Source organism: Dialister micraerophilus, from assembly GCF_947090205.1.
In the GTDB taxonomy this organism is placed as follows: Bacteria; Bacillota; Negativicutes; order Veillonellales; family Dialisteraceae; genus Dialister; species Dialister micraerophilus.
In genome coordinates this window covers 95,663-115,095 of the sequence record NZ_CAMUNF010000003.1, presented here as the reverse complement: position 1 = coordinate 115,095, position 19,433 = coordinate 95,663, and the positions used below count along the sequence as shown (strand labels likewise).

Annotated in this window: 18 protein-coding genes, 1 tRNA gene and 1 other RNA gene; 18 read left to right on the top strand and 2 right to left on the bottom strand. The window is 29.1% G+C overall.

Going from position 1 to position 19,433, the window contains the following annotated elements; translation table 11 throughout:
* Nucleotides 1-103: 103 nt before the first annotated feature.
* Nucleotides 104-192, bottom strand: a tRNA-Ser gene (locus P6922_RS03070).
* Between the two features lie 4 nt (nt 193-196).
* Nucleotides 197-646: a nucleoside deaminase gene (locus P6922_RS03065; protein ID WP_276874150.1), complete on the bottom strand. Its 450-nt coding sequence runs from the start codon at nt 644-646 to the stop codon at nt 197-199.
* A gap of 173 nt (nt 647-819) precedes the next feature.
* Here P6922_RS03065 and P6922_RS03060 point away from each other — a divergent pair, with 173 nt between their 5' ends.
* From P6922_RS03060 to P6922_RS02975, 18 genes are all read left to right on the top strand, one after another.
* Entirely contained in the window at nt 820-1,266 is a 447-nt protein-coding gene (locus P6922_RS03060) for a YbjN domain-containing protein (RefSeq protein WP_276874148.1), read from the top strand.
* 113 nt (nt 1,267-1,379) lie between these two features.
* On the top strand, nt 1,380-3,371 hold the full coding sequence (gene recJ, locus P6922_RS03055; protein ID WP_276874146.1) for a single-stranded-DNA-specific exonuclease RecJ: 1,992 nt from the start codon (nt 1,380-1,382) through the stop codon (nt 3,369-3,371).
* Between the two features lie 9 nt (nt 3,372-3,380).
* On the top strand, nt 3,381-5,732 hold the full coding sequence (locus P6922_RS03050; RefSeq protein ID WP_276874143.1) for a RelA/SpoT family protein: 2,352 nt from the start codon (nt 3,381-3,383) through the stop codon (nt 5,730-5,732).
* A gap of 10 nt (nt 5,733-5,742) precedes the next feature.
* A complete protein-coding gene (gene dtd / locus P6922_RS03045) occupies nt 5,743-6,189 on the top strand; it encodes a D-aminoacyl-tRNA deacylase (RefSeq protein WP_007554604.1) in 447 nt (148 codons plus the stop codon).
* A 33-nt stretch (nt 6,190-6,222) separates the two neighbouring features.
* The gene (locus P6922_RS03040; protein ID WP_276874141.1) at nt 6,223-6,744 is read left to right on the top strand and encodes an MBL fold metallo-hydrolase; all 522 of its coding nucleotides are present in this window, start codon (nt 6,223-6,225) and stop codon (nt 6,742-6,744) included.
* Between the two features lies 1 nt (nt 6,745).
* Nucleotides 6,746-7,789, top strand: a complete 1,044-nt coding sequence (locus tag P6922_RS03035; protein ID WP_276874139.1) for an AI-2E family transporter — start codon at nt 6,746-6,748, stop codon at nt 7,787-7,789.
* A gap of 19 nt (nt 7,790-7,808) precedes the next feature.
* Nucleotides 7,809-8,258: a Fur family transcriptional regulator gene (locus P6922_RS03030; protein WP_007554531.1), complete on the top strand. Its 450-nt coding sequence runs from the start codon at nt 7,809-7,811 to the stop codon at nt 8,256-8,258.
* A gap of 217 nt (nt 8,259-8,475) precedes the next feature.
* The gene (aspS, locus tag P6922_RS03025) at nt 8,476-10,275 is read left to right on the top strand and encodes an aspartate--tRNA ligase (RefSeq protein ID WP_276874137.1); all 1,800 of its coding nucleotides are present in this window, start codon (nt 8,476-8,478) and stop codon (nt 10,273-10,275) included.
* A gap of 64 nt (nt 10,276-10,339) precedes the next feature.
* Nucleotides 10,340-10,516, top strand: a non-coding RNA gene (gene ssrS / locus P6922_RS03020) — 6S RNA.
* A gap of 51 nt (nt 10,517-10,567) precedes the next feature.
* Nucleotides 10,568-11,875, top strand: a complete 1,308-nt coding sequence (locus P6922_RS03015) for a replication-associated recombination protein A (RefSeq protein ID WP_007554581.1) — start codon at nt 10,568-10,570, stop codon at nt 11,873-11,875.
* 93 nt (nt 11,876-11,968) lie between these two features.
* Nucleotides 11,969-14,089 carry an FtsK/SpoIIIE family DNA translocase gene (locus P6922_RS03010; RefSeq protein ID WP_276874252.1) on the top strand — a complete coding sequence of 707 codons (2,121 nt, stop codon included), beginning with the start codon at nt 11,969-11,971 and terminating at the stop codon, nt 14,087-14,089.
* Nucleotides 14,090-14,109: 20 nt separating this feature from the next.
* Nucleotides 14,110-15,141, top strand: a complete 1,032-nt coding sequence (locus tag P6922_RS03005) for an ABC transporter substrate-binding protein (RefSeq protein WP_276874135.1) — start codon at nt 14,110-14,112, stop codon at nt 15,139-15,141.
* 3 nt (nt 15,142-15,144) lie between these two features.
* Nucleotides 15,145-16,491 carry a 30S ribosomal protein S12 methylthiotransferase RimO gene (gene rimO, locus P6922_RS03000; protein ID WP_276874134.1) on the top strand — a complete coding sequence of 449 codons (1,347 nt, stop codon included), beginning with the start codon at nt 15,145-15,147 and terminating at the stop codon, nt 16,489-16,491.
* A 1-nt stretch (nt 16,492) separates the two neighbouring features.
* Nucleotides 16,493-17,017, top strand: coding sequence for a CinA family protein (locus tag P6922_RS02995; RefSeq protein ID WP_276874250.1), 525 nt, complete (start codon nt 16,493-16,495; stop codon nt 17,015-17,017).
* The gene (gene recA, locus P6922_RS02990) at nt 16,999-18,054 is read left to right on the top strand and encodes a recombinase RecA (protein WP_007554543.1); all 1,056 of its coding nucleotides are present in this window, start codon (nt 16,999-17,001) and stop codon (nt 18,052-18,054) included. The genes P6922_RS02995 and recA overlap by 19 nt, the downstream gene beginning before the upstream one ends.
* Nucleotides 18,044-18,481, top strand: coding sequence for a regulatory protein RecX (locus tag P6922_RS02985; protein ID WP_007554600.1), 438 nt, complete (start codon nt 18,044-18,046; stop codon nt 18,479-18,481). Before recA ends, P6922_RS02985 begins: the two co-directional genes overlap by 11 nt.
* A gap of 83 nt (nt 18,482-18,564) precedes the next feature.
* Nucleotides 18,565-18,999, top strand: coding sequence for a CtsR family transcriptional regulator (locus tag P6922_RS02980; RefSeq protein ID WP_007554536.1), 435 nt, complete (start codon nt 18,565-18,567; stop codon nt 18,997-18,999).
* 3 nt (nt 19,000-19,002) lie between these two features.
* Nucleotides 19,003-19,425, top strand: coding sequence for a UvrB/UvrC motif-containing protein (locus P6922_RS02975; protein WP_276874132.1), 423 nt, complete (start codon nt 19,003-19,005; stop codon nt 19,423-19,425).
* The last annotated feature ends 8 nt before the right edge of the window (nt 19,426-19,433 follow it).

The following is a 19,433-nucleotide window of genomic DNA, read 5'->3' as shown; positions in this document are numbered from 1 at the left end:
CCACCTTGATGTTACAAATAATATAATAAAAAAGCTCGCAACAATGCGAGCTTATAACGTTTATCTACTTGTTTGAACTTTATGTTACTTTGTAAAAAGTGAATGGCGGAGCGGGTGGGATTCGAACCCACGGTACCCTAAGGTACAACTGATTTCGAGTCAGCCCCGTTATGACCACTTCGATACCGCTCCATATTTAACGTCTTTTGTTTTTAAAAAAATCACATACCAATTGTTTACAAGTGTTTTCTTCAATTCCTGATATGACAGATAAAGTATGATTCATATATGAATCTTTACCTATTTTATATTTTGAGATAATTCCGCCATATAAATTATTAAAAGCACCGAAAACTAATCGATCAATGCGTGAGTGCATAATAGCACCGGCACACATAGGACATGGCTCTATGGTAACATAAAGAGTGCAACCCGTCAAACGAGAGGTGTTTAGTAATTTAGAAGCTTTTTTTATGGCAAGTATCTCTGCATGATCAAAAATATTTTTGTTTTTTTCGCATTCATTATAACTGTTTGCAATAATAATATCTTTATAAGTTATTATTGCGCCTATAGGCATTTCATTATTCATATAGGCCTTTTTAGCTTCTTGGATAGCAAGTGTCATATAATCTTTATCATTCATAATTAGCCTCTATTTATATTTAGATTTTTATAATCAAATAAATGATAGCATAATGTTTTAGTTGCAACAATAAGTGAAAAAATAATATCCTTAAAAGAACTTGTACTGGATTATTTTAAAATAACGATGTACAATAAAAGAAAATAGAATAAATATTATGGAGAGGTATATTTATGGAAAAAGAAAATCGCAAAAATTTAAAAGGTGAAAAATTTGAAAAATTCTTAAAAGAAAAAGAGATTAAATTTTTCTCTGTTGAAGAAGGAACGGACGCTAATAATACAAAAATATTTCGTTCTTTCATAGAAACTGAAGGACAAAGATTGCCGACAGTTATTATTACAGATAATACATTGTACAGTATTATAAGAGTTCAACTTATTCCATCTGTTGTAAAAGATGATAATAAATCTGAAATATTGGAATATTTGAATAAATTGAATAGAAGCTATAAGGTTTTTAAATATGTAGTATCTGAAGATGGTTCAGTATTTTTAGATGCATGCATACCATGTACTGAAGATGGATTTGATGCAGAAGTTATTTGGGTGATTTTAGAAGTAATAGTTGATCACTTACAAGAAGAATTTAAAAAAATAATGAAAGAAATTTGGGACTAAACGAAAAAGCAACTCTGAAAAGAGTTGCTTTTTAAATGATAACAAAATATAGAAAGTGAGAATTAAACGTGCTAAAATAAAATAAGAAAATAATTATAAGGAAAGTTAAAATCATGTCTAAGTATAAATGGAATTTAGAAGAAAAAAATAAAGAAGTGGCAGTAATACCTGATTTTTTTAAAAAAGAAAATATTTCCGATGCATTGGCAAGAATAATGATAAGAAGAGGTATAAACAGTGAAGATATACTGATTCCCTTTCTTCATGGAAGTTTAAATGAACTTGAAAATCCATTTGTAATGAAAGGAATGAAAAGTGCAGTTGATCGAATTTTAATTGCAATAAATAAAAATGAAAATATTGTAATTTTTGGAGATTATGATGTTGATGGTATTACTTCAACATCTATTTTATATCGTTTCTTTAAAAATTTAGGTGTAAACGTAGGTTATTACATACCTGATAGAGAAACTGAAGGGTATGGACCTAATGTTAATGCGATAAATAATTTAGCAAAAAAATATGATTTACTTATAACGGTAGATTGTGGTATAGCCGCTGCCAAAATTTTTAAAGAAGCATCAAAAGATATAGATGTAATTGTCACAGATCATCATATGCCTCCTGATGAGCTTCCGGATGTTATTTCAGTAATAGATCCGCATCAAAAAGATTGTGAATATCATTTTAGTGAAATGGCAGGTTGTGGAGTTGCTTATTCTTTATGTAGAGCTATTTATTTAAAAAAGTTCAATAAAGATTATTTTAACGATATAGAATTAGTTGCATTAGGTACAATTGCCGATGTAGTTTCTTTAACAGACGAAAACAGAATATTTGTAAAAGAAGGATTAAAACGTTTAATAAATACTGAAAATAAAGGCCTTAAAGCATTATTATATGAAACAGGAATTTTAAAAGAAAATGAAGAAAATCAGAAAAAAATGATACGTTCAGAAAATATATCATTTATTATTGCACCGAGATTAAACGCGGCGGGAAGAATAAATCATGCAAAAATCGGGGTTGAACTTCTTACGTCAACAAATGATTGTAAAGCAAAAGAGTTGGCGAAAAAACTTTGTGAAATAAACTCTGAACGTCAAAAAATAGAACGTGAAATTTACGGATATGCTCAAGATATTGTGAAAAAGAAAGATTTGTCCAAAGAAAAAACTATTGTTATTGCAGGTGAAAATTGGCATCCGGGAGTAATAGGAATTGTAGCATCAAGACTTTTGGATACTTACAATAAACCTTCTTTTGTAATATCAATTAAGGACGGTGTAGGTAAAGGTTCTTGTAGAAGTATTCCGGGATTTAATATTTATGAAGCTTTAAAAGCACATTCTGATATATTATTACAATTTGGCGGACATAAAATGGCTGCAGGATTCAGTATAAAAGAAGAAAATATTAAACTGTTTGAAGAAAGAATGATTAAGTATACAAATGAAAAAATAACGGATGAAGATTGTATTCCTATACTTGAAATTGAAGAGAATATATCTTTAAATGAAATTACATTAGATTTTATTCGTTCATTAGATATATTGGAGCCTTTTGGGTGTGATAATCCTAAACCTTTATTTTTGAGTAAAGAAATTCTTGTAAATAAGACACGTAGAATAGGAAATGAAAATAAGCATTTTAAATTCAGTACTTTTAATAATAAAGAAGAAATAGAAGGTGTTTTTTGGAATTACGAAGATAATTCATTTTGCAATCAAGGACAATTGATTGATGTAGTTTATGAACCTGAAATTCATAATTGGTATGGTGAACATGTACAATTAAATTGTAAAGATATTGAAATTTCGTATGAATCTACATTAAATAGAGATATTTTGGTTAAAATATATAATAGTTTAAGAAAATGTAATATAAGAGATTTAAACGAAAATAAATTAGTTGAATTCATTTTTGAAGATGTTAATTATTCTATCAATAAAGTTGTAATAAAATTGGGTTTGAAAGTATTCGTTGAATTAGGAATTTTATCGATTTTTTATAAAAAATATGAGCTTTTTTATAAATTGAATTTCTTTAATAAAAAATTTAATCTTGAAGATTCTGAAACATATAAAAAATATAATAATTGCTAAGGTGATTTAATGAATAAAAATTTATTTCTGAATGAAGACAAAAATTTAATAGCTAATGATTTAGTAGATACAACTATATATACGGATGCATCTGCATCAAAACTTGCAGATTTTTTGATGCGACATAATCAAAAATGTGAAAATAATAAAAATCTTTCTGAAACTTATTATGAAAAAGCAATTGAAGATGCATATAAAAAATTAATTAATAGAGTTAAAAAGTATATTTCAAATCAAGATGATATAAATTTTATAAAAAAAGCATTTGAATTGGCAAATAAAGCACATTCCGGGCAAAAACGCGCAACAGGAGAGCCGTATATATTTCATCCTTTATCAGTTGCATATATTCTTTCTGAGTTAGAATTAGATAGAAATGCAATTGTGGCGGCATTATTACATGATGTAGCTGAAGATACGGATACAACTTTAGAAGATATAGAGAATCAATTTGGTAAAGAAATAGCATTTCTGGTTGATGGAGTTACAAAACTTTCGCAATTCAAGTATAAAAATAAAGAAGATCAGCAGCTTGAAAATTTCCAAAAAATGTTTTTGGCTATGGCAGAAGACGTTCGTGTAGTTATTATTAAACTTGCCGACAGATTACATAATATGAGAACACTTTGGGTTTTTCGTAAAGAAAAAAGACAACGTGTTGCTAAAGAAACAATAGAAATTTATGCACCTCTTGCACATAGATTAGGAATATATAATATAAAATGGGAACTTGAGGATTTATGTTTTCATTACTTATATTCTGAAGACTATTATGATTTAGTTAGCCAAATGCGAGAAAAAAGACAAGTTCGTGAAGCTATTGTAGAAGATACAATGCATGTTTTAAAGGAAAAAATTGATGAAACAAATATAAAAGCAGTTATTACAGGAAGACCTAAACATTTTTATAGTATATATAAAAAAATGAAGCGTGATAATCGAGAATTATCACAAATTTATGACCTCTATGCAGTTCGTGTAATTGTAGATACTATACCGCAATGCTATGCAGTATTAGGTATAGTACATTCTCTGTGGAAACCTTTACCGAAACGATTTAAAGATTATATTGCGGTACCCAAACCTAATATGTACCAATCTTTGCATACAACTATCATAGGTACTAAAGGACAACCTGTAGAAATTCAAATACGTACATGGGAAATGCATCACGTTTCTGAATACGGTATTGCTGCACATTGGAGATATAAAGAAGGAAATTCAAATAATTCACAAAAATTTGACTCTAAAATAGGTTGGTTGCGCAGAATTTTGGAATGGCAAGACACCGAAAATCCCAAAGAACTTATGAATGCTGTTAAATTAGACGTATTTTCTGATGAAGTATTTGTATTTACACCTAAAGGAGATGTAATAAATCTACCTAAAGGATCTACCTCTATTGATTTTGCATATCGTATACATACTGATGTAGGCAATCATTGTGTAGGAGCGAAGATCAATAATAAAATTGTTCCATTGGAAACAAAATTAAAAAACGGTGATATTGTAAGTATAGTAACTTCAAAAACAGGCAAACCGAGTTATGACTGGTTGAATATGGTTTGTGCAACAGAAAGTAAGTCAAAGATACGCAATTGGTTTAAGCGTGAAAACCGTGGAGAAAATATACGTAGAGGAATTGAGTTACTTACAGCAGAAGCAACTAAGTTAGGCTATGATTGGAAAAAAATTTATACACATGATTGTATAAATTCAGCGGCTAAAATATATTCCAATTCATCTGTAGATGATATGATGGCATCTATCGGTTACGGAGGATTATCTTCACGAAGTGTTATTTTAAAAATAATAGATTTTTATGAAAAAGATTTGAATCCAGATAAAATATTAAAGCAAAAAACACTAAAAACACTTGAAGGCTTAAAGGAAAATAATAAAAATAAAACACATAGCAACGGTATTTTAGTAAAAGGTGAAAAAGATTTACTCGTAAGATTGGCAAAATGTTGTAATCCGGTACCTGGTGATCCAATTATAGGGTATGTAACAAGAGGCCGTGGAGTATCGGTACATTGTGCCGATTGTTCAAATGCACTCAATCTGTTTGAACAAGGTCGTAGAATTTATGTAGAATGGTCTAATCAAATAGTAAGTAAATTCTTAGTTAATATAGAAGTAATAAGTTATGACAGAAGTGGACTAATGTCAGAGGTATTATCTGTATTTACCGAATTGAAAATGTCAGTTTCTACTGCCAATGTAAATGTAAATGAAAACGGTGTTGCAAAAATGGATTTGGGAATACAAGTAAAAGATTTGCAACAATTAGAATATATTATGACAAAAATACGTAGAATAAAAGGTGTACGTTTTGTAAGACGTATTCATTCAAAATAAAGGAGTAAATATGCGTGCGGTAATTCAAAGATGTAATTGGGCTCGTGTAGTAAATGATGGGGTTGAAACTTCAAAAATAAGTAAGGGTATGTTGGTATTATTAGGTGTAAAAAAGGGCGACACGGAAAAGGATTGTGAATATATTTGCAATAAAATTATTAATATGCGAATTTTTGAAGATGAAAACGGAAAAATGAATAAATCATTACTTGAAAGTGGTGGAGAATTATTATTAGTTTCACAATTCACATTATATGGAGATGTAAGACATGGTAGGAGACCGGGATTTATAGAAGCTGAATTACCTGACCGTGCTAATGAATTATATGAAAAGACTGTGGAAATGTGTTCAAAATATGTTAAAGTAGGAACCGGTAAATTTCAAACAGATATGAAAGTATCTTTAGAAAATGATGGACCTGTAACTATACTTTTAGATAGTCAAAAAATGTTTTAGGTAATATATCCTTCTTTTGATGTTGAAAATATTTTGTCTGAAATTAAAAAATCAAACATAAAAATTAAAGCTATACTTTTAACACATGCACATATAGATCATATTGCCGGAATTTTAAAAATAAAAGAAAGTTTTCCTGATGCAAAAGTTTATATGGGAGAAAAAGAACAAAAAACACTTTTAAATTCGAATTTTAATTTATCATATTTATTTCCAGGAACGTTAATTTATGATAAAGTAGATTTTTTACTAAAAGATGGAGAAAAATTAAATTTTGGAAATGTCGAATTTGAAATAATAACAACACCGGGTCATACAATAGGAAGTATTTGTTATTATATAAAATCTGAAAATATATTATTTACAGGTGATACTTTGTTTTATAAAACAATAGGACGCTCAGATTTTCCAGGTGGTAATTTTATACAACTTGTTAACAGTATAGTAAATAGATTGTTTATATTACCTGATAATACAGATGTTATGCCCGGACATGGAATTACAACTTCTATTAAATTTGAACGTGAAAATAATCCGTTTGTAAGAGGTACTTAGTATGAGAAAAGGAACCGAGTTTTGGCTTAGAGTAACAATAGTTGTTTTTTTGGGTATTTTATTATTTTTTGCTCCTGTTGTTGTATTCCCTTTCGGAATATCACTATTTTTAGCCATACTGTTAAATCCGCTTGCTAAATTTATACAAAAAAATATATTAAAGCTTAAAATTAAATGGTTTCCATATGATTTTTCGATAATTATTTCTTTTATAGTTTTTATTACGATTGTATATTCTATCGGAGTTCATATTTTTGTACCCTTTATTAATGAATTAAGAGCATTTATAAAAAGTGTTCCTGACACATTAAATGCATTACAACAGCTTATGATGTCTTTAGAAAAGAATTACTCATTAAGTCTTTTACCTCCTGAAGTTAAAACGGTTATAGCAAGAGTAATTCAAAATATAGGTGAGTATACATTAAAATTGGCACAATTCAGTATATCTGCAGTGTTTAGCGTTGCAAGCACATTACTTGAATTGATTGTCGTTCCTTTTATAACTTTTTATTTTATGAAAAAAGGTAGTGTGTTTAAAGATTTATTTATTTCTTTATTTCCTGAAAGGTATAGTAATCGTTTAAATATTTTATTTTCAGAAATATATAATGTTTTGCATGCTTATATAAGAGGACAATTATTGCTTTCTGCAATTATGACTATATTTGTTTGTATAGGAATGAGTATGTTTGACATACCATACCCTTTGGTTATAGGTTTATTGGCAGGTGTTCTTGAGATGATACCTATTGTAGGACCTATTATCGGAGCATTACCACCTATAGTTTTAGGACTTCTTCAAGGTACATCTACAGCGATTCAAGTTACTATATTTTATATTTTTGTACAGCAATTAGATGCACATTTAATTATGCCTAAATTAATGGGATCTATAATCAAAGTACATCCTATAGTAATTATTGCCGGAGTATTAATAGGAGGACAATTATACGGTGTAATAGGAATGATGGTTTCTGTGCCGTTTATAGCTGTACTTCAAATTGTATTAAGGCATATGTGGTTTTATGAACGTTACAAATAATTCTAAAGGAAGTGTAATTATGAAAAAATCTACGGCCATGAATATTTTAAAAAAGAAAATTCGTGAACACAAATTTAAATTTACAACACAAAGACAAACTATATTACAAGCATTTCTTGATAGTTCTGAAAATCATTTAAGTGCAGAAGATGTGTTTGAAATAGTACATAAATCTAATCCTGAAATAGGATTGGCAACAATATATAGATCTTTGGAATTATTTACTTTTTTGGATTTATTAAAAAAACTTGATTTTGGTGACGGTAGAAGCCGTTATGAATTAAATGATCATAATTTAGCAAATTCACATTATCATTTAATTTGCTTGAATTGTGGAAAAGTTTTTGAATTTTCCAGAGATTTTATGGATGATGTAAAACATAAGATTAAGAGCGAAACAGGATTTAATATTGTCGACTATCAACTTAAATTTTATGGATATTGTGAATATTGTGCTTTAAACGAATAATTACTGTTTGATTATGATTATTTACAACATTTTACATAATGTAGTAAAATGTTTATGTTATTTTAATCTAAATGATGCGATTTATTTAATATCACTAAAATTAAAATTATTATCGTACTTAAAATGTGTATATAATAATTTTGAATTTTGATATTTTCTTGCAAAAGAATTAACTAAAGGATATTATTATTAATAAATATATTGAGAGGTGCAAAACATGGAAACAATGACAGGCATGCGTAGATCTTGTGAATGTAGCAATGTATCTATTGCTGAATGCGGAAAAGAAGTTACATTGGCAGGTTGGGTTCAAACAAGACGTGATCATGGCGGTTTAATTTTTATAGATCTTAGAGATCGTTCCGGTATAGTTCAATTGGTATTCAGTCCACAACATGGTGAAGAAGCTTTCCATAAAGCGGAAGATGTTCGTTCCGAATATGTACTTGCTGTAAAAGGTGTTGTTCGCGAACGAAGTGAAGATACAATAAATGAAAAGATGAAAAACGGTAATATTGAAGTAGTTGTATCTGAAATGAGAGTTTTAAACAAATCAAAAACACCTCCTTTTTACGTAGAGGATGGAATTGATGTAGATGAGAATATACGTTTAAAACATCGTTATATTGATTTAAGACGTCCTGAAATGCTTAATCATTTAATTATGAGACATAAAATTGTTCATAATATAAGAGAATATATGAACAAGCATGGATATTTAGAAATTGAAACACCTATATTGACTAAGAGTACACCTGAGGGTGCTCGTGACTATTTAGTTCCCAGCAGAGTAAATCCCGGAGAATTTTTTGCATTACCGCAATCTCCACAACTTTTTAAACAATTGTTAATGGTATCAGGTGTTGAAAAATATTTCCAAATAGCAAGATGTTTTAGAGATGAAGATCTTCGTGCGGACAGACAACCTGAATTTACTCAATTGGATATAGAAGTTTCATTTGAAGATCAAGAGTACATTCTTTCATTGATGGAACGTATGATGCAGCAGTTATTTAAAGAAATATTAAATATAGATGTGCCGGTTCCATTTAAGAGAATTAAATGGGATGATGCTATGAATCTTTATGGTTCTGATAAACCTGATTTAAGATTTGACATGCATTTTTATGATGTGACAGATTTATTGCGTGAATGTGATTTCAAAGTTTTCCGTTCGATTGTAGATAACGGTGGTGTTATTAAAGCAATCAATGTTAAAGGATATTCAGATATACCTAGACGTGATTTAGATGATCTTGTTGATTATGTAGGTCGTTATGGTGCTAAGGGCATGGTTTGGATGGGATTCCAAAAAGACGGAAAATTAAAATGCCAAGTAACCAAATTCTTAGGTGAAGAAAAAGTTAGAGAAATTGGAAGATTCTGTGAAGCCGAAGAAGGTGATTTGTTATTATTAATCGCTGATAAACCCAAGATTGTTGCACATGCATTGGGAGAGTTACGATTGGAAATGGCTCGTAGAAGAAATCTCATAAATGAAAATGAATTTTGCTTCCGTTGGGTTACGGATTTCCCGATGTTCGAATATAATGAAGATGAAAAACGTTATGTAGCAGAACATCATCCGTTTACCGCACCTAGAGATGAAGATATACAATATTTAAAAACAGATCCTTCGAAAGTATATGCAAAAGCTTATGATATGGTTCTTAACGGAACTGAAATCGGTGGAGGTAGTTTGCGTATATATCAACCTGAATTACAGAAACAAGTATTTGAGGCAATAGGATTAAGTGATGAAGAAGCTGAAGAAAGATTCGGTTTCTTATTAGAAGCTTTCCAATACGGAGCACCGCCTGAATTAGGTATAGCATTCGGATTGGATCGTTTAGTTATGTTAATGCTTAAATGTAAGTCAATTAGAGATGTTATTGCGTTTCCTAAAACGCAAAGTGCAATTGATCCGTTGACTCAGGCGCCTTCAGGAGTATCTGATAAACAGTTGAGAGAACTGCACATAAAAACATCAATAAAAACAGAAAAAGATTTATTTTAATCGGTAAACGTTTTGGTGCGTATACTTGAAAAAAAAACATACCTTTGATAAACTGAAATTAAGAAAACCCCTGCTGTGCACGTGCAGCTTTATATTTTGAACCAACACCTTTATTTAGGGAGTTCAAGTTGAATTGTGGCGTTAAAGCCCCTTAAAGGGGACTAACAAAATGTTTCAGGAGAACACCCACCTGCAATTATGCAGACTCAAAATACAGCATCAACGACATGGTGGGGATTATGAATTATTAGCCGCTAAGGGAACTTAGCGGCTTGTTTTTATAGAGGCAATTATGGATTCTTTATTTGATATTAAACAAGATAATACTTATATTCCGCTTGCAGACAGAATGCGTCCCGATAAACTTGAAGATATTGTAGGTCAAAAAAATTCAATAGGAAGTCAATCTTTTTTATATAAAATGATTTGTAAAGATTTAGTACCGTCTTTATTATTATTCGGACCACCCGGATGCGGTAAAACAACTATTGCAAAAGTTATAGCAAGTACTACAAAATCAAATTTTATAAAGTTTAATGCTACTGAAAATGGAATTAAAGAAATTCGATTAATAGCAATAAAAGCTGAAGAAAATTTAAAATTTTATAATAAAAGGACAATTCTTTTTATAGATGAAATTCATAGATTTAATAAATCTCAACAAGATGTATTGCTTCCATATACAGAGGACGGCACCTTAACACTTATTGGAGCAACTACTGAGAATCCTTATTTTTCATTGAATCGAGCATTACTTTCGAGAATAAGATTAGTAAGACTTACAGAATTATCAATAGACGATATAATATCTATTTTAAAAAATGCTCTTACAAACAAAGACAAAGGTTTAGGAAAATATAATTATGAATATAATGAAAAAAGTTTAAAAGAAATAGCAGTTTTTGCTAATGGCGATACAAGAATTGCATTAAACTTATTAGAACAAGTCACATCATTAGTCGCTCCGAACGGAACAATAACAGAAAATTTAGTAAAAGAAGTTGCCGGAGAACAAATATTCTTATATGATAAGAAAGGTGACAATCATTATGATGTAGCTTCAGCATTTATAAAAAGTATGAGAGGCAGTGATGTAAATGCTGCACTTCATTATTTATCAAGAATGATAGAAAGTGGAGAAAAACCGGAATTTATATCAAGAAGAATAATTATATCTGCGGCAGAAGATGTAGGACTTGCCAATCCAAACGCTTTGTTATTGGCAACATCTGCAGCTGAAGCGGCAGATAGAGTAGGATTTCCTGAAGCAAGAATAATTTTATCAGAAGCTGTTATATATATTTGTCTTTCTCCTAAAAGTAATAGTGCATATAAAGCTATAAACATAGCACAAAAGCGAGAAAAAGAAACAAAAATCAGAGAAGTACCTATCCATTTAAGAGATTCTCATTATTCAGGTGCTGAAAAAATGGGATATGGAAAAGAATATAAATATCCACATGATTTTGGAGGTTGGGTAAATCAATTATATCTTCCGGAGACATTAAAACAAGATATTTATTATAAACCTATACTTAAAGGTGAAGAAAAAAAATTATATAAAGAATGGATTTCTTTTACTAATGATAAACACGACTAAGGAGATTTTATGAATAATAAAAAGAATCATAGTTCTGTAATAAAAAGAAAAAAAAATAAAAGCAAATTATCTTATGAATTAACAGGATTATTTTTGTTATTTTTAGGAGTTTTTGTAATAATTTCAATATTGGGATTTAATACGGGAGTTATAGGTGATCTTATTACACAAGCTTTTTCTGTACTGTTTGGAATTTTATCAATAATTCCGGCAATAGGATTAGTTGTGTGGGGAGGATATTATACATTAAAAGCAAGTAATTTTTCATGGAATAGAAAATTACTTCTTGCTTTTTTTTCATATTTTTTAATAGCTACACTTTATACACATATTATGGTTCCTACTGAATATGAGTTTGATATGAAATATATTACGGAATATGGTGGAATAATTGGAAGTTCAATAACATGGTCATTCAGATGGATGATTGGCGAAATTGGAACAACAATATTAATAACTTTATTATTAGTAATAGATATATTGTTTTTGACAAAATGGTCTCTTTCTTCAGGCGTTCAAAAAATAAGTAAAAAAACTGAAGAAAAATTAATTTTAGTGAAAAAGACAATTAAGGAGAAAAGTCAAACTTTAAAAAAACCTGAATTTTTTTCTGAAAATGAAGAAGAATCAAATGATTTTTTATATAAATCGTCTAAGAAAAAACATATAAAAGAAAAATCAATTTCTGAAGTTAAAAATCAATCTGTAAAAAAATCTATTAATGAAACATTAAATGATAAAAATGAAGAACTAGATAAAGATGATTCTAAAGAGATAAAAACATGCTCAGGATATAAATTTCCTCCTATTGAATTACTTCATAAAAGTATCAAAATTTCAGAAAATTATTTTGATATAGCCAAAGAAAAAGCGGATTTATTAGAAAAAACATTAAAAAGTTTCGGTGTTTCCGCAAAAGTTATTAATATAAGTATAGGTCCGTCCGTAACACGCTTTGAAATAGAACCTGCACCAGGAGTAAAAGTAAGAAAAATTGAAAATTTATCTGACGATATTGCACTTCAATTAGCTGCCACTCAAATTCGTATAGAAGCACCTATTCCCGGTAAATCTGCTGTTGGAATAGAAATTCCAAATGAAAAAAACTCCGAAGTGGCATTAAGAGATGTTCTTGAAGATAATAAATTTAAACGTGGGAAAGGAAATATTTTAGTAGCATTGGGGAAAGATATAGCAGGTAATGCTGTAGTTGCCGATTTGTCTAAAATGCCTCATCTTTTAATTGCAGGAGCAACTGGTAGCGGAAAAAGTGTATGCATAAATACTTTGATTACCAGTATTCTGTATAATAGTTCTCCGGACGATGTTAAATTGATTTTGATAGACCCTAAAGTAGTGGAACTTTCAATTTATAATGGAATTCCACACTTAAGAATTGATGTAGTTACAGATCCTAAAAAAGCAGCAGGAGCATTAAATTGGGCTGTCAGAGAAATGGAACACAGATATAAATTATTTTCGGAAAATAAAGTTAGAGATATTAAAGGTTTTAATATAGCAAAACCTGAATTGAAATTGCCTTATATGGTTATAATAATAGACGAATTGGCAGATTTAATGATGGTTGCATCCGATAGCGTAGAAGATTCTATATGTCGACTTGCTCAAAAAGCACGTGCTGCAGGAATTCATTTAGTTTTGGCGACACAAAGACCGTCGGTAGATGTTATAACAGGTGTTATAAAAGCCAATATTCCAAGTAGAATTTCGTTTGCTGTATCATCTCAAATTGACTCAAGAACAATTCTAGACAGAGCCGGCGCTGAAAAATTACTTGGAAAGGGTGATATGTTGTTTGATCCTTCAGGTGTTGCTTATCCTATACGTGTACAAGGAGCTTTTATAACAGATAAAGAAGTAGAAAACATAACAAATTTCATCAAAGAAAATTCATCAGGGTTAATTAAACTTGATAACAAACCAATTGATTTATCAATACCGGAAATAAAAGAAATTGTTCCATTTGAATCACAACAAGATGAACTTTTAGGGGAAGCTGCAGAATGGATTTTAGATACTAAACGTGCATCAGTATCAGCATTACAAAGAAGATTTAGAATAGGATATACTAGAGCAGGAAGATTAATGGATACCATGGAAGCAATGGGGATTGTTTCGGGTGCAGATGGTGCAAAGCCAAGAGAAATTTTAATTTCTAAAAATGAATTGGAAATTAAGTTGAAAAATACTTGATTTTTAGAAAGAGGATAATTGTGAAAAGAATTTTTGCCATTGCTCTTTTATTAGTTATTACATTATCGGCATGTTTTTATATTTTTTATTATGCTGATGAACATAAGAAAAAGGAACAAGAAGTAATTGCAGATGCAAAAAAAGTTGTAGTTATCACAGACTTACCATCTGATATGTTTGAACCGGTTAAGAAATCCTTTTATAATTCTAAAAAAATAAATGTTGAAGTTAATTATATAAATACTGTTGATTTAAAAAATATTGATCCTGTTATATTGAAAAAAAGTGATATAATTATAACATCTCAAGAAAATTTAAATAAATTAAAATCTATGCGGAAAATTTATAAATTTACTTCAGAAAAAACAGATACAGTTCTTAATATTTTTAAAGATAAAGATGGTTTTTGGACAGGAATTTGGATTAATCCTACTATTTTTATAGTAAATAAAAAATTTGCAGATAATAATCCTGATTTTGTATATAGTTGGGATGAAATTTTTAACCATATAAATATCAGATTAAGTATGACGGATTTTATTGCATCAGATATAACAAAAGATTTATTGATGTCAATGACAGAGCATTTTGGAGAAGATGGTATTTTTGATAGATTATGGATTGCAAATAAACATGTAATTCAATACGGAAAATATCTGTCTACACCTTCTCGTATGGCAGCAATGGATAAATGTGATATAGGAATTTCTGATTATAATGAAGCTAAACGAACAGAAAAAGAAGGACTTCCCGTTATCATTTCATATCCAATTGATGGAACTGCATGGTATTTATATGGTATAGCAAGTTTACAAGAAAATAATAGTGAAGAAAGTATTGAATTTATAAATTGGATTTTAGATTCTTCAAATTATAAAAAGAATATGGAAGATAATAAAAATTATTATCTTTATAGTAATGATATGAAAGTTAATTCGGATAAATTCGGAAAGGATCTTATATTTTGGGATTTAGAAAAAAATTATAGTGATGAGGGTAAGAAAACTTTATTGGATTTATGGGTAGAAAAAATAAGATTTGGGAGGAATTAGCTGGTGAAAGCTAAAAAGTTGGGATTTATAAGTTTGGGTTGTTCAAAAAATCTTGTGGATACTGAAATGATGGTAGGGATTTTGCAAAATGCAGGATATGAATTGACAAATGATTTATCAGAAGCACATGTAATTATTGTTAATACATGCACATTTATAGATCCCGCAAAACAAGAGTCTATTGAAACTGTTTTAGAAATTGCAAATTACAAAAAAACCGGTAAATGTGAACGTCTTGTGGCTGCCGGATGTCTTACACAACAATATAAAGAAGCTTTAGCTAAAGAAATACCTGAGATAGATATATTTATCGGAACAGATTCATGGAGAAATATATTAAAAGCCGTACAAAAATCTTATGAGAAAGAAAATGAAAAAATATATGAATTTAATTGCACACCATGTGCATCTGAAGAACTTATTCCGCGTAAGTTAACAACACCGTCATATATGTCTTATATAAAAATATCTGAAGGTTGTAATAAAGGATGTACTTTTTGTTACATACCTTTTGTACGTGGACCCATGAGAAGTAGAACTATTTCATCAATATTGTCTGAGGTAAGAAATTTGGCTAAGCAAGGTGTTAGTGAATTTAATTTAATTGCACAAGATTTAAGTTGTTATGGTCAAGATTTAAGAGACGGAACTTCATTAATTTTATTACTTAAACAATTAGTAAAAATACCTGAAGTAAAGTGGATTAGATTATTTTATTTATACCCTACAAATTTTACTGATGAATTACTTGATTTAATTTCGAAAGAAAGAAAAATTTGTAAATATATAGATATACCATTGCAACATATAAGTGATAATGTTCTCAAGAGAATGAACAGAAAAGATACAAGTGAAAGTATTCTTAAATTATTAAATAAAATTCGCAATAATATTCCTTATATAACAATACGAACAACATTAATGGTAGGATTTCCCGGAGAAACAGAATCTGATTTTGAGGATTTGTGCGAATTTATAAGAAAAATTAAATTCGATAATATGGGGGCATTTAAATTTTCGCCACAAGAAGGTACCGCTGCAGCACTCATGCAAAATCAAATTTCTGAAGATGTTAAAGAAAAACGATATGATAAACTTATGTCAATTCAAGCAGGTATTTCTGAAGAAAATAATGAATTACTTATAGGTAAAGAAGCAGAAGTTTTAATAGAAGATATAATTAAAGATGGAGAAAAATTAATAGCTAAGGGAAGAACTTCTTTTCAAGCACCTGATGTTGATGGTAATACATATATTTATAATTTCGGTGATGCTTGCCCCGGTGATTTCATAAAAACAAAAATAATAGATGGGTATTCATATGATTTAATAGCAGAAAGAATTGATTAAAATGGAAAATGCTATAGATATTAAATTAAAAGAATTAAAAAAAGTATTATTAGAAAACAAATTTTTAATATCTGTTGCCGAATCTTGTACAGGCGGATTAGTATCAAAAACAATTACAGATATTCCCGGAAGTTCAAATTATTTTGTGGGTGGAGTTGTTACATATCAAAATACTGCAAAAGAGAAAATTCTTAATATACCTATAGATTTAATAAACAAATTTACTGCTGTAAGTGAACCTGTAGCTAAAGAAATGGCGCAAAATGTGCGTAAATTATATTGTTCGGATTTTTCAATATCAACTACAGGATATGCCGGTCCACATCTTATGAATTCAAATGAGCCTACAGGTTTGGTTTTTATAGGAATTTCAAGCAAAAAAGGCGTTAAGGTATATAAAGAGTTTTTTTATGGAAACAGAAATCAAATAAGAATTAAAGTTACTGAAAAAGCAATAGAATATTTAATTAAATATATTAACAATGAAATTTTAGAAAGGAGCTTTGTATGTCAAAAAACGCTATAGAACAAGAAAAAAATAAAGCTTTAGAAAGTGCTTTAAACCAAATAACCAAAGAATTTGGTGCCGGTGCAATTATGAGATTAGGTGATATGCGCGGTAAATTGGATATCGAAGTTATATCAACCGGTTCTTTAGCTATAGATATAGCAGTAGGTGTAGGAGGATATCCGAGAGGTAGAGTAACAGAAATTTACGGTCCAGAATCTTCAGGTAAAACAACATTGGCATTACACGCTATAGCAGAAGCACAAAAAATCGGAGGCGTGGCAGCTTTTATAGATGCCGAACATGCATTGGATCCTATTTACGCACATCATTTGGGTGTAAATACAGATGCATTATTAATTTCTCAACCTGATTGCGGTGAACAAGCTTTAAGTATTTGTGAATCTTTAGTAAGAAGCGGAGCTGTAGATATAATAGTGGTAGATTCAGTAGCGGCTTTAGTACCACGACAAGAAATTGAAGGCGATATAAGCGATCAATCTGTAGGATTACAAGCGAGATTAATGAGTAAAGCTATGAGAAGATTAACAGGTATAATCAGTAAATCTCGCACTATCGTTATATTTATAAATCAAATAAGAGAAAAAGTGGGAATAGTTTTCGGTAATCCTGAAACTACAACAGGTGGAAGAGCATTAAAGTTTTATTCATCAGTTCGTATAGAAGTAAGGCGTGGAGAAGCTATAAAAAACGGTACTGATGTTGTAGGAAATCGTACAAGAGCTAAAGTTGTAAAAAATAAAGTTGCACCGCCATTTAAAGTAGCTGAATTTGATGTTATGTACGGAGAAGGTATATCTAGAGAAGGTACATTATTAGATATTGCAGTAAATATGGATATTATAAAAAAGAGCGGTGCATGGTATTCTTATAAAGGTGAAAGAATAAGTCAAGGACGTGAAAATGCAAAAAAGTATCTTCATGATAATACTGAAATTGCTAAAGAAATCGATAAAATAATAAGAGATACTCTAATGGTTGAGCCTGAAACATTTAATGATGAAGTAATTGCCGGAAACGATGATGAAAAATAAAAAAGATGTTTATCAAGCCGCTTTAAGGCTTCTTAACTATAAATCCCAAAGTGAATATGAAATAACTTATAAACTTAAAAATAGAGGATATACCAATGAAGAAATAAATAAAACTATTGAAAAGTTAAAAAAATTAAATTATATAAATGACGAAAAATTATCAATAGAATTATTTAATTATTATAAAAATCAAAACTTATTAAGTAATAAAATGATTCATCAAAAGTTAAAACAAAAAGGACTTTATATTAATTTGGATTTATCGGAGACTGAAGAATTAAATGCTGCAAAAAAAATAGTAAATTTGAAGTTTAAAATTTCAAATTTATATAAAAATAATCCTGATAAATTAATTATTTTTTTAGCAAGAAAAGGTTTTCCTCAAAAAATAATATATAAATTAAATCTAAAAAAACAGTCGGATTAACACGACTGTTTTTTTGACTTTTAAACCTATTGACTTTTTGACTTTTGAGTTTTATACTTAATTTAGTAAGAGGTGAGTAAAATATGAATAACATTTTATCAGATCAAATTGAAAAAATAATTCTGGAAATGTTACGTAGCAGAGAAGATGAAGGAATTATTTTAAAAAGAAGAGAATTGGCAAATGAATTGGAATGTGCTCCATCGCAAATAACATATGTAATAAATACAAGATTTTCAGATAATCAAAATTTTATAGTTGAATCAAGACGTGGTAATGGGGGATATATAAAAATTTCTTCCGTTAAAAATTATCCTGTTATCGTAAAACCGATAAATGAAAAAGAAATATTAAATAAACTTTTAAATGATTTACAAGAAAGTAATATTTTTGATGATGTACAATTTTCATTATTTATGACAGCTGTACATACATTTCTTGATTATTGTCCTGATTCTAAAATTAATAAAGGAATAAATACTTTAACAAAAAGGGTAAAAACTATATTGGAGGGATGAATTATGAATTGTGAAAAATGTGGTAAAAATAGAGCTTCAATACATAAAATTCTTATAATAAACGGAAATAGAACTGAATATAATTTATGTCATGTTTGTGCAAATAAAGAAAATTTCCAAATTAGCGGAATTCAAGATCCATTTTACATGGTGAATAAATTTTTAGATAACAGTTTTTATGAATTTGAAGATGTTGATGATATGTCAAATTATTTTAGGATAGATAATAAAATTTCAAGTTTAATAAAAAAAGATAGATATACTGAAAATATATCTGATTTATTTACAAAGAAGTTGGATTCAAAAGAAAAAAAATCAGATATTGATATTTTAAAAGAAAAATTAAAAAAAGCTGTCGAAGTTGAAGATTACGAAGGCGCTGCAGTTATTCGTGACAAAATTAAATTGAAAAATAAAGAAAATTAAAATTAAGG

Bases quoted from the DNA above. Each gene is read 5' to 3' on its own strand.
- P6922_RS03065 (WP_276874150.1), bottom strand. From the start codon at position 646: ATGAATGATAAAGATTATATGACACTTGCTATCCAAGAAGCTAAAAAG.
- P6922_RS03060 (WP_276874148.1), top strand. From the start codon at position 820: ATGGAAAAAGAAAATCGCAAAAATTTAAAAGGTGAAAAATTTGAAAAA.
- recJ (WP_276874146.1), top strand. From the start codon at position 1,380: ATGTCTAAGTATAAATGGAATTTAGAAGAAAAAAATAAAGAAGTGGCA.
- P6922_RS03050 (WP_276874143.1), top strand. From the start codon at position 3,381: ATGAATAAAAATTTATTTCTGAATGAAGACAAAAATTTAATAGCTAAT.
- dtd (WP_007554604.1), top strand. From the start codon at position 5,743: ATGCGTGCGGTAATTCAAAGATGTAATTGGGCTCGTGTAGTAAATGAT.
- P6922_RS03035 (WP_276874139.1), top strand. From the start codon at position 6,746: ATGAGAAAAGGAACCGAGTTTTGGCTTAGAGTAACAATAGTTGTTTTT.
- P6922_RS03030 (WP_007554531.1), top strand. From the start codon at position 7,809: ATGAAAAAATCTACGGCCATGAATATTTTAAAAAAGAAAATTCGTGAA.
- aspS (WP_276874137.1), top strand. From the start codon at position 8,476: ATGGAAACAATGACAGGCATGCGTAGATCTTGTGAATGTAGCAATGTA.
- P6922_RS03015 (WP_007554581.1), top strand. From the start codon at position 10,568: ATGGATTCTTTATTTGATATTAAACAAGATAATACTTATATTCCGCTT.
- P6922_RS02995 (WP_276874250.1), top strand. From the start codon at position 16,493: ATGGAAAATGCTATAGATATTAAATTAAAAGAATTAAAAAAAGTATTA.
- recA (WP_007554543.1), top strand. From the start codon at position 16,999: ATGTCAAAAAACGCTATAGAACAAGAAAAAAATAAAGCTTTAGAAAGT.
- P6922_RS02985 (WP_007554600.1), top strand. From the start codon at position 18,044: ATGAAAAATAAAAAAGATGTTTATCAAGCCGCTTTAAGGCTTCTTAAC.
- P6922_RS02980 (WP_007554536.1), top strand. From the start codon at position 18,565: ATGAATAACATTTTATCAGATCAAATTGAAAAAATAATTCTGGAAATG.
- P6922_RS02975 (WP_276874132.1), top strand. From the start codon at position 19,003: ATGAATTGTGAAAAATGTGGTAAAAATAGAGCTTCAATACATAAAATT.